This is a genomic window from Paenacidovorax caeni (genome assembly GCF_001298675.1).
Lineage (GTDB): Bacteria > Pseudomonadota > Gammaproteobacteria > Burkholderiales > Burkholderiaceae_C > Paenacidovorax > Paenacidovorax caeni.
Map to the genome: position 1 here is coordinate 1 of NZ_CYIG01000030.1, position 16510 is coordinate 16510.

General features: G+C 65.4%; 12 protein-coding genes. All 12 read right to left on the reverse strand.

The annotated features are described in order from the left end of the window. Nucleotides 1-222: 222 nt before the first annotated feature. The gene (locus tag BN2503_RS12435) at nucleotides 223-1311 is read right to left on the reverse strand and encodes a lipid A deacylase LpxR family protein (protein ID WP_082366585.1); all 1089 of its coding nucleotides are present in this window, start codon (nucleotides 1309-1311) and stop codon (nucleotides 223-225) included. A gap of 112 nt (nucleotides 1312-1423) precedes the next feature. Further along, nucleotides 1424-2902 (reverse strand): glutamate synthase subunit beta, encoded by a 1479-nt coding sequence (locus BN2503_RS12440; protein ID WP_054256982.1) that lies wholly within the window; start codon nucleotides 2900-2902, stop codon nucleotides 1424-1426. Between the two features lie 36 nt (nucleotides 2903-2938). Then, complete coding sequence (locus BN2503_RS12445) at nucleotides 2939-7672, reverse strand: glutamate synthase-related protein (protein ID WP_054256983.1); 4734 nt, start codon at nucleotides 7670-7672, stop codon at nucleotides 2939-2941. 175 nt (nucleotides 7673-7847) lie between these two features. Next, nucleotides 7848-8561 carry a transposase gene (locus BN2503_RS12450; RefSeq protein WP_054256984.1) on the reverse strand — a complete coding sequence of 238 codons (714 nt, stop codon included), beginning with the start codon at nucleotides 8559-8561 and terminating at the stop codon, nucleotides 7848-7850. 130 nt (nucleotides 8562-8691) lie between these two features. After that, entirely contained in the window at nucleotides 8692-9318 is a 627-nt protein-coding gene (gene msrQ / locus BN2503_RS12455) for a protein-methionine-sulfoxide reductase heme-binding subunit MsrQ (protein WP_074930354.1), read from the reverse strand. Beyond that, nucleotides 9319-10314, reverse strand: coding sequence for a protein-methionine-sulfoxide reductase catalytic subunit MsrP (gene msrP / locus BN2503_RS12460; protein ID WP_054256985.1), 996 nt, complete (start codon nucleotides 10312-10314; stop codon nucleotides 9319-9321). Nucleotides 10315-10413: 99 nt separating this feature from the next. Continuing rightward, nucleotides 10414-11250, reverse strand: a complete 837-nt coding sequence (locus tag BN2503_RS12465; RefSeq protein WP_054257060.1) for a class I SAM-dependent methyltransferase — start codon at nucleotides 11248-11250, stop codon at nucleotides 10414-10416. Between the two features lie 50 nt (nucleotides 11251-11300). Next, on the reverse strand, nucleotides 11301-11897 hold the full coding sequence (locus BN2503_RS12470) for a DUF1415 domain-containing protein (RefSeq protein ID WP_054256986.1): 597 nt from the start codon (nucleotides 11895-11897) through the stop codon (nucleotides 11301-11303). A gap of 70 nt (nucleotides 11898-11967) precedes the next feature. Beyond that, nucleotides 11968-13128: a deoxyguanosinetriphosphate triphosphohydrolase gene (locus BN2503_RS12475; RefSeq protein ID WP_054256987.1), complete on the reverse strand. Its 1161-nt coding sequence runs from the start codon at nucleotides 13126-13128 to the stop codon at nucleotides 11968-11970. Between the two features lie 49 nt (nucleotides 13129-13177). Then, entirely contained in the window at nucleotides 13178-14284 is a 1107-nt protein-coding gene (aroB, locus tag BN2503_RS12480; RefSeq protein ID WP_054256988.1) for a 3-dehydroquinate synthase, read from the reverse strand. 20 nt (nucleotides 14285-14304) lie between these two features. Beyond that, nucleotides 14305-14850 (reverse strand): shikimate kinase, encoded by a 546-nt coding sequence (locus BN2503_RS12485; protein ID WP_054256989.1) that lies wholly within the window; start codon nucleotides 14848-14850, stop codon nucleotides 14305-14307. 93 nt (nucleotides 14851-14943) lie between these two features. Then, nucleotides 14944-16500 carry an Ig domain-containing protein gene (locus tag BN2503_RS12490; RefSeq protein ID WP_054256990.1) on the reverse strand — a complete coding sequence of 519 codons (1557 nt, stop codon included), beginning with the start codon at nucleotides 16498-16500 and terminating at the stop codon, nucleotides 14944-14946. Nucleotides 16501-16510 lie beyond the last annotated feature (10 nt).

Consider the following 16510-nt stretch of genomic DNA (forward strand, 5'->3'; position numbering starts at 1 on the left):
CAGGTATGCCCAGCGCTACTTGGCCGAGTTTTGCTGGCGATTCAACCGTCGGTTTGATCTGCCTGCCATGCTGCCTAGGCTGTTGAAGGCTTTGGTGACTACTGGGCCGCTGCCTTTGACGCTGCTGCGCGTTTCTGAGGTAAGTAGCTAATCAGGTAAAAATAGCTTTTAGCCCTTATCCAACAAGCGCTAGAAGCTATCAAAAACAAAGCACTCACTGCCTCAGAAACGCCGGCTGATGGTGAAGCTGCCGTACACCGGCACCTCCTGCTGCCCACGGAACTCGCGGCTGCGGTGGTAGCGTGCGAAAGCGAACTTCCACGCGTCCCAGGTCACCGCCACGCCGTAGCCGACATCCGCCACCAGCGCGCGCTTGTCCACGTGGTGGCTGGACTTGAAGGTGTTGCCGTCCAGGCTGATGTCGCGCAGCACCCAGCGGGCGTCGGCCGCCACGAACAGGTGCCCCGCCCAGCCCTGCGAGCGCCCGGCCGCCCGCAGCGGCGTGGTGTTCTCGCCCGCCGGGCGCAGCGGCGCCGTGCCCAGATCGTCAGGCAGGCGGTAGCCCCAGCGCAGCTCGGCCCCGGCATTGGCATAGGTGGCGAAATTGCCCAGGCTGGCGCCCCAGTGGCCTGTGGCGTCCCAGCCCCACCCGCTGGGGGCCACATGGCGCAGGCCGCGCTGGCGCTGCTCGTACAGCAGTTGCGCCACCGGCTCGTCGCGCAGCTGGTTGTCCCAGCCGTCGAATGGGTCCACGCCGATGATGTGGTGCCAGCCGTTTTGCACCTGCCGCCCGCGCGCCGACGGACCCACGATGCCCAGGCGCAACTGGGCGGTGTGCAGCGTGCCGTCACGCCGGGCGTTGTAGCCCACGCTGAACAGCAGGGCTGCGGCGTAGGGCCGGTCCTCGGCAATCAGGTCGGTGCGTGTGCGATCCGTGGGGGTAAAAAGCACCTGGCCGAAGCCGAGCACCATGTTCTGCTCATCCTGCCCGCTGTGCCGCAGCCAGGACAGGTGCTTGTTCAGGCTGCGCACGGCCTCGGGCAGGCAAGGATCGTCCAGATCACGCGCGAGATTGGGTGAAACCCAGGTGGCCAGGAAACCGTTGGAGTAGCCCTGGTCCTGCCCCACGCCGCCAAACATGTCGTTGTCGATGCGCAGGTTGAACGTGGCGCCCGCACCAGGGCCGGGGCATTCGTGCGGCGGCTCGTGGCCTTGCGCCTGGGCAGGCCACGGCAGGCACGCGGCGGCAAGCGCCAGCGCGCGGCCCCAGGCCCAGGGCGTGGACAGTTTTCCGTGAGAGAGCGTGGTCATGAAGAAAGCGCTTAACGCCTGGCCAAGAAATCTTGGGCAAAATGGGCTCTAGCCCTTTCTCAGAAAGCGCTAGCAGCTATCAAAAGTGAAGCTGCTGCGCCCTGTATCCAGCTCAACGCGGCAGGTCGGATGCCCCCATCAGGAACTCATCCACCGCGCGCGCTGCCTGACGGCCTTCGCGGATGGCCCAGACCACCAGCGACTGGCCCCGGCGCATGTCGCCCGCCGCGAACACCTTCGGCACATTCGTGGCGTAGCCGCCCGTGAAGTCGGTACTGGCACGGGCGTTGCCGCGCGCGTCCTTGTCCACGCCGAAGGCGTCGAGCACGGCGGCCACGGGGCTCACAAAGCCCATGGCGAGCAGCACCAGGTCGGCCTTGTATTCCTTCTCGGTACCGGGGATTTCCACAAACTTGCCGTCCTTGAACTCGACATGGACGGTCTTCAGGCCGGTGACCTTCTTACCGTCGCCGATGAATTCCTTGGTGGCAATGGCGAACTCGCGCGTGCAGCCCTCCTCGTGGCTGGAGCTGGTGCGCAGCTTGGTCGGCCAGTACGGCCACACCAGGGGCTTGTTCTCCTGCTCGGGCGGCATGGGCATCAGCTCAAACTGGGTCACGCTCACGGCGCCGTGGCGGTTGCTGGTGCCCACGCAGTCGCTGCCGGTGTCACCGCCACCGATGACGATGACGTGCTTGCCGTCCGCACGCAGCTGGCCCTTGAGCTTGTCGCCCGCGTTGACCTTGTTTTGCTGCGGCAGGAACTCCATGGCGAAGTGGATGCCATCGAGGTCGCGGCCGGGCACCGGCAGGTCGCGGCTTTGCTCGGCGCCGCCGGTGAGCAGCACGGCGTCAAAGTCCTTGTTCAGCTGCTCGGGGGTGACGGTTTCCTTGGCCCAGTTGGTGACCTTGGAGCCCTTGCCCAGCCCATCCTTGGCCGCACCGACGAACACGCCGGTGCGCACCTGCACGCCCTCGGCCACCAGCTGGGCCACGCGGCGGTCGATGTGCGCCTTGTCCAGCTTGAAGTCGGGGATGCCGTAGCGCAGCAGGCCGCCCACGCGGTCGTTCTTCTCGAACAGCGTCACGTCGTGGCCGGCACGCGCCAGCTGCTGTGCCGCTGCCAAGCCTGCGGGGCCCGCGCCCACCACGGCCACCTTCTTGCCGGTCTTGTGCGCCGCGGGCTGGGGCTGCACCCAGCCCTCTTCCCAGGCGCGATCGATGATGGCGTGCTCAATGCTCTTGATGCCCACCGGGTCGTTGTTGATGTTCAGCGTGCAGGCGGCCTCGCACGGGGCGGGGCAGATGCGGCCGGTGAACTCGGGGAAGTTGTTGGTGCTGTGCAGCACCGTGATGGCGCTCTTCCAGTCCTGGTGGTAAACGAGGTCGTTGAAGTCCGGGATGATGTTGTTCACCGGGCAGCCGTTGTTGCAGAACGGCGTGCCGCAGTCCATGCAGCGCGCGCCCTGGGTCTTGGCCTGCTCGGCGTCCAGGCCGATAACGAACTCCTTGTAGTGCTTCACACGCTCGGCGGCGGGCGCGTAGCCCTCCTCGATGCGCTCGTATTCCATGAAACCGGTGGTCTTGCCCATGATCGTGGTGTCCTGTTCTTGTGGTGGGAGGGCGCCTCAGCGGGACGCAACCGCTTCTGTTTTAGGAGCTGCTACCGCAGGTGTGGCCTGCTCTTGCAGCACTTTACGCTCATAAATTTCCGACAACGCGCGCTTGTACTCGGTTGGGAAGACCTTGACGAACTTGCTGCGCGAAGCGGCCCAGTTGTCCAGGATGTCGCGGGCACGGCGCGAGCCGGTCCAGCGGCTGTGGTCTTCCAGCAGCTTCTTGAGCTGCTCTTCGTCGGTCTGGCCACGGTGCCAGGTGCCACGGCCCACGCTGGCGATCTGCTCCTCGGCCGGCAGGATGCGCTCCAGCGACACCATGGAGAGGTTGCAGCGCGAGTCGAAGCGGCCGTCCTCGTCGTAGATGTAGGCCACGCCGCCGCTCATGCCTGCCGCGAAGTTGCGGCCCGTCTTGCCCAGCACCACCACGGTGCCGCCCGTCATGTACTCGCAGCCGTGGTCGCCCACGCCTTCGACCACGGTGGTGGCACCCGACAGGCGCACCGCAAAGCGCTCGCCCGCCACGCCGGCGAAGAACGCCTCGCCGCTGGTGGCACCGAACATGACGGTGTTGCCCACGATGGTGTTGGCCGAGGCCTCACCGCGGAACTCGTGGCTGGGGCGCACGATGACGCGGCCGCCCGACAGGCCCTTGCCGGTGTAGTCGTTGGCCTCGCCCGTCAGGTTCAGCGTGATGCCCTTGCACAGGAAGGCGCCGAACGACTGGCCGCCCGTGCCCTCGAAGTGGATGCGGATGGTGTCTTCCGGCAGGCCCTCGGGGTGTGCCTTGGTGACCGCGCCCGACAGCATGGCGCCGACGGAGCGGTTCACGTTCTTGGCCACTTCCATGATGCGCACGCTCTCGCCGCGCTCGATGGCGGGGCGGCAGCGCTCGATCAGCTTCACGTCCAGCGCCTGGTCCAGCTTGTGGTCTTGCGACTCGACATGGAAGCGCGGCACATCGGCAGCGACTTGCGGCTGGGCAAACAGGCGCGAGAAGTCCAGGCCCTGCGCCTTCCAGTGCTGCAGGCCCTTGCGCATGTCGAGCAGGTCGGTGCGGCCAATGAGGTCGTCGAACTTGCGAATGCCCAGCTGGGCCATGATCTGGCGCGCCTCTTCGGCAACAAAGAAGAAGTAGTTCACCACGTGCTCGGGCTTGCCCGAGAACTTGGCGCGCAGCACCGGGTCTTGCGTGGCCACGCCCACCGGGCAGGTGTTCAGGTGGCACTTGCGCATCATGATGCAGCCCTCGACCACCAGCGGCGCGGTGGCGAAGCCGAATTCGTCGGCACCCAGCAGCGCGCCGATGACCACGTCGCGGCCGGTCTTCATCTGGCCGTCGGCCTGCACGCGGATGCGGCCGCGCAGGCGGTTGAGCACCAGGGTCTGCTGGGTTTCGGCCAGGCCGATTTCCCACGGCGAACCAGCGTGCTTGATGGACGACCAGGGCGAGGCGCCCGTGCCGCCGTCATGGCCAGCGATCACGACGTGGTCGCTCTTGCACTTGGCCACGCCGGCCGCGATGGTGCCCACGCCCACTTCGGACACCAGCTTGACCGAGATGTCGGCGTGCGGAGCCACGTTCTTCAGGTCGTGGATGAGCTGCGCCAGGTCTTCGATGGAGTAGATGTCGTGGTGCGGCGGCGGCGAGATCAGGCCCACACCCGGCACGGAGTGGCGCAGCTGGCCGATGTAGTCGGACACCTTGCCGCCAGGCAGCTGGCCACCTTCACCGGGCTTGGCGCCCTGGGCCATCTTGATCTGGATCTGGTCGGAGGACGACAGGTACTCGGCCGTCACACCGAAGCGGCCCGAAGCCACCTGCTTGATCTTGGAGCGCAGGGAGTCGCCATCGCGCAGCGCGATGTCGCTCTCGACCTTGTCGGCCCCGATGATCGACGCCAGGCTTTCACCCTGCACGATCGGGATGCCCTTGAGCTCTTTGCGGTAGCGCGCCGGGTCTTCGCCGCCTTCGCCGGTGTTGCTCTTGCCGCCAATGCGGTTCATGGCCACGGCCAGGGTGGCGTGCGCTTCGGTGGAAATCGAGCCCAGCGACATGGCGCCGGTGGCAAAACGCTTGACGATCTCGGCGGCGGGCTCCACCTCTTCCACGGGGATGGCCTGGGCCGGGTCCACCTTGAACTCAAACAGGCCGCGCAGCGTCATGTGGCGCTTGCTCTGGTCGTTGATGAGTTGGGCGTATTCCTTGTAGGTGCTGAAGTTGCCCGAACGGGTGGAGTGCTGCAGCTTGGCAATGGCGTCGGGCGACCACATGTGCTCTTCACCGCGGGCACGCCAGGCGTACTCGCCCCCGGCGTCCAGCATGGTGGCCAGCACCGGGTCGTTGCCGAAAGCGGCCACGTGGTTGCGGATGCCTTCTTCGGCGATCTCGAACACGCCAATGCCTTCCACGCGGCTGGCGGTGCCGGTGAAGTACTTGTCCACGGTGTCGCTGTTCAGGCCCACGCACTCGAACAGCTGCGCGCCGCAGTAGCTCATGTAGGTGGACACGCCCATCTTGGACATGATCTTGGACAGGCCCTTGCCCACCGCCTTGACATAGTTGTAGATGGCCTTGTCGGCCGACAGCTCGCCACTCAGGTCCTTGTGCATGTCCACCAGCGTTTCCAACGCCAGGTAGGGGTGCACGGCCTCGGCGCCATAGCCGGCCAGCACGGCGAAGTGGTGCACTTCGCGCGCGGTGCCGGTTTCCACCACCAGGCCGGCGCTGGTGCGCAGGCCCTCACGCACCAGGTGCTGGTGGATGGCCGACAGGGCCAGCAGCGCCGGAATGGCGACCTGCGTAGCAGAGAGGTTGCGGTCGCTGACGATCAGGATGTTGGCGCCGCCCTTGATCTGATCCACGGCCTGCGCGCACAGCGACGCCAGCTTGGCTTCCACGCCCTGCTTGCCCCAGGACAGCGGGTAGGTGATGTCGATGGTGGCGCTCTTGAACTTGCCGTGCGAGAACTTCTCGATCTGGCGCAGCTTGGCCATGCCCTCGAAGTCCAGCACCGGCTGGTGCAGCTCCAGGCGCATCGGCGGGTTGATCTGGTTGATGTCCAGCAGGTTGGGCTTGGGGCCGACGAAGGACACCAGGCTCATCACGATGGCTTCGCGGATGGGGTCGATCGGCGGGTTGGTCACCTGCGCGAACATCTGGCGGAAGTAGTTGTACAGCGGCTTGTTCTTGTCCGACAGCACGGCCAGCGGGCTGTCGTTGCCCATGGAGCCGATGCCTTCCTCGCCGTTCTTGGCCATGGGGGCCAGCAGGAACTTGATGTCTTCCTGCGTGAAGCCGAAGGCCTGCTGGCGCTCCAGCAGCGGCAGCTGCGAGGCGGCCGGCGCCTGGAAGTCGGCCGGCACCTCCACCTGGTCGAGCTTGATGCGCAGGTTCTCGATCCACTGCTTGTAGGGCTTGGTGTTGACGATGTTGGCCTTGAGCTCGTCGTCTTCGATCAGACGGCCCTGCTCCAGGTCGATCAGCAGCATCTTGCCGGGCTGAAGGCGCCACTTGCGCACGATCTTGCCGTCCGGCACGGGCAGCACGCCCGCTTCCGACGCCAGGATCACCAGGTCATCTTCAGTGACCACGTAGCGCGAGGGGCGCAGGCCGTTGCGGTCCAGCGTGGCGCCGATTTGGCGACCGTCGGTGAACACAATGGAGGCCGGGCCGTCCCAGGGCTCGATCATGGCGGCGTGGTATTCATAGAAGGCGCGGCGGCGCTCGTCCATGGCCTCGTGCTGCTCCCAGGGCTCGGGGATCATCATCATCACGGCCTGGCTGATGGGGTAGCCAGCCATGGTCAGGAGTTCCAGGCAGTTGTCGAACGTGGCGGTATCGGACTGGCCGGCGAAGCTGATGGGGTAGAGCTTCTTCAGGTCTTCGCCCAGCACGGGCGAGGCCATCACGCCTTCGCGTGCCAGCATCCAGTTGTAGTTGCCGCGCACGGTGTTGATTTCACCGTTGTGGGCCACGTAGCGGTAGGGGTGGGCCAGCGGCCACTCGGGGAAGGTGTTGGTGGAGAAGCGCTGGTGCACCAGGCCGATGGCGGAGACGCAGCGCTCGTCCGCCAGGTCGAGGTAGTACACGCCCACCTGGTCGGCCAGCAGCAGGCCCTTGTAGACCACGGTGCGGCTGCTCATGCTGGGCACGTAGTACTCTTTGCTGTGCTTGAGCCCCAGGGCCTGGATGGCGGCGCTGGCGGTCTTGCGGATGACGTACAGCTTGCGCTCCAGCGCGTCCTGCACGATCACATCGGTGCCCCGGCCGATGAACACCTGGCGCAGGATGGGTTCCTTTTCCTGCACGGTGGGCGACATGGGCATGTCGCGGTTCACCGGCACATCGCGCCAGCCCAGCAGCACCTGGCCTTCGGCCTTGATGGCGCGCTCCATCTCCTGCTCACAGGCCATGCGGCTGGCATGCTCCTTGGGCAAAAAGATCATGCCCACACCGTATTCGCCGGCGGGCGGCAGCTCCACGCCCTGCTTGGCCATCTCTTCACGGTACAGCTGGTCGGGGATCTGGATCAGGATGCCTGCACCATCGCCCATGAGCTTGTCGGCCCCCACGGCGCCGCGGTGGTCGAGGTTTTCCAGGATCTTCAGCGCGCCCGTGACGATGTCATGGCGCTTGTGCCCCTTGATGTGGGCGACAAAGCCCAGGCCACAGGCATCGTGTTCGTTGCTGGAGGCATACAGGCCGTGCTTTTGCAGATGCTGGATTTCGGTTGCCGTTGTCATGGGGCTTTCCTTATTGAAAATTCTCAGGAACGCAGCGTAATGCATCAACCCATGCACTGCAAGCATAATAATTAGGGTCAGATACAAATTAAATACCAAGCAATTTCATTGCATATTAATAAGGGACACATCAAATTCAGGAGCAGCTAGCGCTTTTTGTGAAAGGCCTTGCGGCCTATTCGGCCGCGTTTTCTTCAGCGCTGTCCGCGATACGGGGGCGTCCGGCACGCGCCTTGGCCACGCGGCGGCCGGTGCGTTGCTGCAACGCGGCCACGAATTCCGCCCCCCCCAGAACCCAGCCAGTGTGGGCCGCGCGGCCCAGTTGCTCGGCCATTTGCGTACCAATGCCCGCCCGCACCAAGGCGGCGTAGGCGGCCTCGCGCGCGAACGGCGTATTGCCCAACCCCCAAAGCAGCGCATGGGGCGTGACCAGCGGGTCTGCGCGCAGGCCCAGGCCATGGGCGTGGCTCGACCAGGGGTAATCGCCCGGCTGCTGCGCCAGGCCGGCGCGCACCGGGTTCCAGTCCATGTAAACCATGCAGGGCAGCAGGTAGCGCTCGGGCTCCAGCACGGTGCAGCGGTAGCGGCCCTCCCACAGGGTGCCGGTGCGCTGGTGGCGTTGGTTGAAGTAGCGCACGTAGTCGCGCCCCACGGCCTGCATCATCGCGGGTAGGCCCTCGGCCGTGGCCGGCGTGGCGAGCAGATGGAAATGGTTGGGCATGAGCACGTAGGCATGCACCGCGACGCGGTGCTTGCGCGACTGGCTGGCCAGCAGCGCCAGCATGTGCTCGTAGTCCTGCGCATCGCGGAAGATGGCCTCGCGGTTGTTGCCCCGCTGCAGCGCGTGGTGCACGAATCCAGGAACGGTGAGACGGGGAAGGCGGGCCATGGCGCAATTGTCGCGTAGCGCAGCGCTACTGTTTCCAGAGCTGCTGGCGCCTGCTACGCCTTGAATTCATAGCAAAAAGTGCATGAAACTCTTTACCGCCAAGCGCTAGAAGCTACGTTTTCAGGAGCAATCAGCGCCGTCCCCCAGGCTTGTAGGCGTGCCACACGCGCCAGCCCAGCAGCAGCCCCAGGATGACCGCGTACACGGCAACCTCGCTGAAATCATTCTTGCCCGCGCGCATCCAGAAGAAATGCAGCAGCGACAGGCAGGCCACCACGTACACGCTGCGGTGAAGCGCCCGCCAGCGCGCGCCCCCAAGCCAGCGCATGGCCCCCTGGAACGATGTGGCGGCCAGCAGCGCCAGCAGCGCCAGCGCCAGGGTGCCGACGAGGATGAACGGCCGCTTGGCAATGTCGTGCAGCACCTCAGCCAGCTCCAGCCCCATGTCGAACCATGCGTAGGCCAGCAGATGCAGCAGCGCATAGAAGGCCACGAACAGCCCCAGCATGCGCCGAAAGCGCGCCAGTTGCGGCGTGGCGGTGAGCACACGCAGGGGTGTCACGGCCAGCGCCAGGCACAGGAAGCGCAGCGTCCAGCGCCCGAGCGCACGCTCCAGCGCCTCGGCCGGGTTGGCGCCCAGCTGGTCGGTAAACGCCGCCGCGACAAGCCAGGCCAGCGGGCACAGGCAGAGCACAAACAGGACGGGCTTGGCCCAGGGGCGCTGCAGCGCCGCACGCAACACCGGCAGCCCCGCCATTCAATAGAACTTCTGCAGATCCATGCCCGCGTACAGCTGGCCGACCTGGGCTTCATAGCCGTTGAACAGGAGCGTCTTGCGGCGCTTGGCGAACAGGCCGCCCTCGCCAATGCGGCGCTCGGTGGCCTGGCTCCAGCGTGGGTGGTCGACCTGCGGGTTGACGTTGGAATAGAAGCCGTACTCGTTGCGCGCGGCCTTGTTCCAGGCGGTCGCGGGCTCCTTCTCGGTGAAGCGGATCTTGACGATGCTCTTGGCGCTTTTAAAGCCGTACTTCCAGGGTACAACGAGGCGCACGGGTGCGCCGTTCTGGTGCGGCAGCACCTCGCCGTACATGCCGAAGGCCAGCAGCGTGAGCGGGTGCATGGCTTCGTCCATGCGCAGGCCCTCGGTATAGGGCCAGTCGAGCACGCGGGAGTTCACGCCGGGCATGGTGGCCTTGTCGGCGAGGGAGACGAACTCCACGTACTTGGCGCTGCCCAGGGGCTCGACGCGCCGGATCAGCTGGGCCAGCGAGTAGCCCACCCACGGGATGACCATGGACCACCCTTCGACGCAGCGCAGGCGGTAGACGCGCTCCTCCTGCGCACTGAGGCGAATCAGGTCGTCGATGCCCCATGTGCCTGGCTTCTTGACCAGGCCTTCGACCTCCACCGTCCAGGGCCGGGTCTTGAGCGTGTGGGCGTTGCGCGCGGGGTCGGACTTGTCGGTGCCGAACTCGTAGAAGTTGTTGTAGCCCGTCGCGTCCTGGTAGGCGGTGGCGTTTTCCATGGTCACCGCGCCATCGACGGCCGACCGAGCGCCCGGCAGTGGTGCCAGCTTGCCAGGCGGCGTGGCGGCGGCCAGCGCATCGCGCGCGGCCCAGGCGGCCAGGGCGGCGCCGGCGGCGCCGCCAGCCAACTGGCGCAGCAAGGTGCGGCGGCTTTCATAAACGGCACGCGGGGTAATTTCGCTGCCTTGCGGGTGGACAAAGCCTGTATCGCGGCGAGGTATCAGCATGGGTGGGCGCTCGGTGTGGTGTCTGGTGTGATGGTAGAGACACCACGCCACCCCTGTGGCTCCGGGGATTTACGCCCCACGCCGCGGCTGAACGCCCGTTCAGGCGCCCTGCGGCACGCCGAAGCGTGGGCCCAGCGCTTCAAGCAGGCCAAATTCCGCCAGGATGGCGCGCAGCCGCTCGGCGGCGCTGCGCTTTTTCTGGCCGGTGTAGCGCGCGATGATGAGCTCGTTCTTCATGCTGTGCTCCCAGCCCACCAGCTCGGTCACGGTCACCTGGTAGCCACTGGCTTCCAGATACAGGCAGCGCAGCACGTTGGTCAGCTGGCTACCCAGTTCGCGCGTGTGGAGAGGGTGGCGCCACAGTTCGGCCAACGGCGTGCGCGCCAGCTGCAGCGCCTTGGTCTGGCGCAGGCAGGCGGCCACCTCGGCCTGGCAGCAGGGCACCAGCACCATGGCGCGGGCGCGCTTTTGCAGGCCGAAGGCAATCGCGTCGTCGGTGGCGGTGTCGCAGGCATGCAGCGCGGTCACGATGTCGAAGCGCTCGGGCATGGCCGCGAGCTGGGCCGATTCGGCTACGGACATGTTCAGGAAATGCATGCGCTCGAAACCCAGCGCCGCGGCCAGCTCCTGCGACGCCTCGACCAGCGGCGCGCGGGTCTCGATGCCGTAGATGCTGCCGCGCCCGAGCGCGCGGAAGTACAGGTCGTACAGAATGAAGCCCAGGTAGGACTTGCCCGCGCCATGGTCAGCCAGCAGCGGCGCGTGGCCGTCGGCGGACAGCTCCTGCAGCAGCGGCTCGATGAACTGGAACAGGTGGTACACCTGCTTGAGCTTGCGGCGCGAGTCCTGGTTGATGCGCCCGTCGCGCGTGAGGATGTGCAGCGCCTTGAGCAGCTCCAGCGACTGGCCGGGACGCAGCTCCAGCTGCTCGGCCACCGAAGGCGCGGGCGCGTTCGTGCCGCCGCGCGTGGTGCGGCCAGCGCCCTTCACTGCCCGCCCGCCTTGGCGCCGGTGACGGGGCAGCGCGGCCCCACGTCAAGCGCCGCCCAGCCTTGCGCGCCGAGTTCGCCCAGCACCTGCATGTTGCGCTCGTAGATGGTCTCAGCTTCGGGGAAGGCTTCCACGGCCTGGTCGATGCTGTCCTCGCGCAGCAGGTGCAGCGTGGGATAGGGCGCGCGGTTGGTGGCGTTGGTAACGTCGTCCTCGGCCGTGCCGTCGAACTGGAAGCGCGGGTGGAACGACGCAACCTGCAGGATGCCGCCCAGGTCCATGGCCTCCACCAGCTCGTCCACCAACTCCAGAAAGTCGTTGAAGTCGAGGAAGTCCTCCAGGCACTGCGGCGCCATGAGCAGCGTGGTGTCGCGCTTTTCTGGCGAGATTTCGGCCAACGCCTCCAGCTCGCGCTGCAGGTCTTCGAGCAGGCCGCGCGCATCCGTGGCTTCGCTCACCACGTAGTGGATCTGCCCCTTGGTGTGCACGCCCTTGGCGAACGGGCACAGATTGAGCCCGATGACGGCACGCTCCAGCCAGCGCACGGTGTCCGCGATGACGGTTTCAGGGGGGAATTCAGCGGAAGTGGACATGGCGCAGGCAAGTGGAGGAAAGGGGCCGATTTTACCGGGCACACCCTCTGCCCCTGCGCCCTTCGCCGGCCTACACCAGCAACTGCTGGCCGGTGATGCGGGCGTGCTCGCTGGCCGCGTAGCGGTCGGTCATGCCGGCGATGAAATCAGCCACCACGCGGGCACGGGCACTGTCGCCGTCGCTGGCCTGGGCACGGGCTGCGAAAGCAGGCTTCATCTGCGCGGGCTGGGCCAGGTACGCCGCGAACAGCTCGCGCACCACCTGCTGCGCGCGCGCCGTGGTGGCCATGACCTGCGGGTGCCGGTACAGGTTGCGAAACAGGAAGCGCTTGAGCCCCAGCGACTGCTCGCGCATGGCGGCGCTGAAGCACACCAGCGCGGGGGCGGCGCGCACGTCGTCCACCTGCTGCGGGTTGGCCTGGGCCAGCGCCTGCCGCGTAGCGTCGATCACGTCGTACACCTGGTCGCTGAGCATGCGCCGGATGGCCTCGTACAGCAGGCGCCGCGGCGCGCGCGCCAGCGCCGGATGGTCCACCAGCGCCTGGGCGCGGTAGCGCTCGAACAGGGGCACTTCCTGCAACTGCTCCAGCGTGAGCAGCCCGGAGCGCACGCCGTCGTCGATGTCGTGCGCGTTGTAGGCGATTTCGTCGGCCAGATTGCACAGCTGCGCCTCCAGGCTCGGACGCTGCCCAAGCAGAAAGCGTTGCCCCACCCCGCCGGGCTCACGCGCCTGCAGCAGCTCGGCATTGGCGCGCGAACAGTGCTTGAGGATGCCTTCGCGCGTCTCGAAGGTCAGGTTCAGCCCGTCGAACGCGGGGTAGCGCTCCTCCAGATGGTCCACCACGCGCAGGCTTTGGAGGTTGTGCTCGAAGCCGCCATGGCCTTCCATGCAGGCATTGAGCGCATCCTGCCCGGCATGGCCGAAAGGCGTATGGCCCAGGTCGTGCGCCAGGGCGATGGTTTCGACCAGGTCTTCGTTCAGCCCCAGCGAGCGCGCGATGGAGCGCCCGAGCTGCGCCACCTCCAGCGAGTGCGTGAGGCGGGTGCGGAACATGTCGCCTTCGTGGTTCAGGAACACCTGGGTCTTGTAGACCAGACGCCGGAATGCGGTGGAGTGGACGATGCGGTCGCGGTCACGCTGGTAGTCGGTGCGCGTGGGCGCCACGGGCTCGGGGTAGCGACGCCCGCGCGAGCGCGCGGGATCGCAGGCGTAGGGCGCCAGGGGATTCATGGTCAAATCAGGCTCCAGCGCTTATGCAGCAAGCGCAAGCAGCTATCAATCAAGGAGCACAGCTGGCGTCAATCACCGCGCGCACCAGCGCGTCAGGCGCAGGGCGCACGGCGGCCTGGCCGGGGCCGTCGATGACGACGAAGCGGATCTCGCCGCCCTCGGCTTTCTTGTCCACGCGCATCAGCTGCAGGTAGCGTCCGGCGTTGTCGGTGGCGTCGATGACGGCACCCCGCACCGGCAAGCCGGCACGCGCCACCAGGTCGGTGAGGCGCTGCACAAAGACCGCATCGACCAGGCCGAGCGCCTGCGACAGACGGGCCGCCATCACCATGCCAGCGCCCACGCCCTCGCCGTGCAGCCAGGCCCCGTAGCCCATGCCCGCCTCGATGGCGTGGCCAAAGGTGTGGCCAAAATTCAGAATGGCGCGCAGGCCCGACTCACGCTCGTCCTGGCCGACCACGTCGGCCTTGATCTCGCAACTGCGGCGCACCGCATGGGCCAGGGCTGCACGGTCACGTGCCATCAGCGCGTCGATGTGCTGCTCCAGCCAATCGAAAAAGGCCATGTCGGCGATGGGCCCGTACTTGATGACTTCGGCCAGGCCGGCGCTGAACTCGCGCGCCGGCAGGGTGCCGAGCACGTCCAGATCGCACACCACCCGCTGTGGCTGGTAAAAGGCGCCAATCATGTTCTTGCCCAGCGGGTGGTTGATGGCCGTCTTGCCACCCACCGACGAGTCCACCTGGGCCAGCAAGGTCGTGGGCACCTGCACGAACGGCACGCCGCGCATGTAGCTGGCCGCAGCAAAGCCCGCCATGTCGCCCACCACGCCGCCGCCAAGGGCGAACAGCACGGTCTTGCGGTCGCAGCCGTGCGCCAGCAGGGCATCAAAAATCAACTGCAGGGTCTGCCAGTTCTTGTGCGCCTCGCCATCGGGAAGCTGTACCTCATGGATCTGCGCGAAACGCCCCGCCAACGCCGCGCGCAGGGCTGCGGCGTACAAAGGGGCAACCGTGGTGTTGCTCACGATCAGCGCAGCGCTGGCACGGGGCAAACCGTCGTAGGTGGCGGCGTCAGCCAGCAGGCCACCGCCAATGGCGATGCGATAGCTACGCTCGCCCAGGTCGATGGCGACTTCTTGGGCAATCTGGGACATGAGGGTGTGTATTGACGCGTTCAGGAATGGGACGGCGGCATACCGCCGCCGCCAGCCCATTGTGCCTGCTCCAGCTGCATGCCAATGAGGTTGACGACCGAAGCGGCGGTACCATGCCCGGCATCCACCACCATGTGCGCCACCTCGCGGTACAACGGATCGCGCACCGCATACAGCTCGCGCAGCTTCTGCAATGGATTCGCCACCTGCAGCAATGGACGCTTGGTATCGTGCTTGACCCGCCGCAGGATTTCTTCGGGCGTCGCGCGCAGGTACACCACCTGCGCAGCCCGGCGCATGGCCTCACGATTGGCGGGGCGCAGCACGGCCCCGCCCCCCGTGGCGAGCACACCGACAGCGCCCTCGCCGAGCAAATCGGCAAGCACCGCCTGCTCGACGTCACGAAAGGCCTCTTCGCCGTGCACATCGAAATAGCTGCGAATGGCACAACCCAGCCGCTGCTCGATCACCTGGTCGGAATCGCCAAAATCCTGCCCCAACCTGCGGGAAAGCAACCGGCCAATGGTGGATTTGCCACAACCGGGCATGCCAATAAGAACGATCATAAAAAAATCCCCGGGCAGGCCGGGGATGAAAGTCAAAGCACTATTTCTCAGATTGGCGTCTGAATGCGTGATTTACGCATTCAGCGCCCCCTCTCACGGGCAGGTGTAATCTTCCGCCGCCCCACCAGCAGGCACGGCCCCGGTAACCACCCGCACGCGCATGAGACGAGTGACAGAAGAACTGCCCTTCTTCGCGGTCACGGTGAAGGTGTGTGCGCCGCAGTTGGCAACCTTTGGCTTGCCATTGAGCACCCCGGCGGAGCCGCTCACGCTACCCGACAGCCAAGACGGCAGTTCATTGAAGGTCCAGGTGGCATCCTTGACCGAGGCCACAAAGGAATAGGTGAAATTCACGCCTACTGGCGCCACACCAATGTCACACACCTGGTTAGGGTTGCACGTACCAATCGCCAAATCTTCTGGCACACCACCCACCACCTTGAGCTTAATCGTGCCCGAGGACGACAGCTTGTTTTTGTCGGTGACAGTCACGGTGACGTTGTAGTCACGCTCAGCCGCATCCTGCGCCACTACACCGCTGATCATGCCCGAACCAGCATCGATCGACAGGCCATTCGGCAGGCCGGTAGCAGACCAGACGTAGGGCGGCAAACCGCCTGTGGCACTCAGCAAGGCCGTGAAGGTGGTGCCCTTGGTCACTTCACCCAGATCCTGGCTCTGTACGACAGGGAGACCCGTCAGCGCCTCCAGCACCTGAACCGCGCGGATGGCGCTGATCGGGTCCTGAATACCGTTGCTAACGTTATTGTCAAAGCGATCCGCCGTCATCTCCAGGAAGAGCGTACCCGCCTCTTCCCCGCCGAGCAGCGAGAACGTTGCCACGCCACCCACAGAAGGCAGTTGCAGCACACTGCCTGATTGCGCACCAGCCACCAAACGTGCACCACCTGTTGCGGCCGTACCACCCAGAATACGCACCTGCACATTGTTACCAGAGGTGCTAGGGGTGGGCTGGTTGGCGTCGTCCATCACAAGCGCCTGCACGGCCATCTGGCCAAGCACCCCATTGGTATTGCCTTTGGTACCGACATAGCCAGGAATGGCGGCTTCCAAACGCACGCTGGCGGGCTTGCCTGTAGCCCCACCTACGGTGATATTAACCGTCGCCTTTTTATACAGACCATCACGTGGATCTTTGACAGCACACTCAATACGCGCCACTCCCGCCTCATCGCCTGAATGGAAATGGAACGATGCGCCACCCGCATTAGCAGGCAATGTAATTGAACGATAGGCAGCGGGTACTTTTATTTTCCCACCCACACCATCATCAACTTCGATCGTATGGTCATCTCTACCATCAAGATAATATAGCGAGTTATCTTTCAGGCCGGCACCATGATTGCACGCAAACGTATCATCACCTTGATTTGGAATAGGAGGACCATTAACACCAACCGTTGCATTCACATGCAAAACAGTGGTATATCGACTATAAACACCAAAACCCGTGTACCCATTGCGCCCAGGAACAAAACCTGCGACATTCAAAGGCAATTCCGTTCTATCAGCGGAAAGCGTAATTTGATATTCCGCAGAAGTCGAGCCCGAGCTCCCACCACCACCACCGCACGCAGAAACTGCAGCAGCGATCGCCACCAGGGAGAAAAATTTCCAAGTTTTTTTCATTACTTACCTC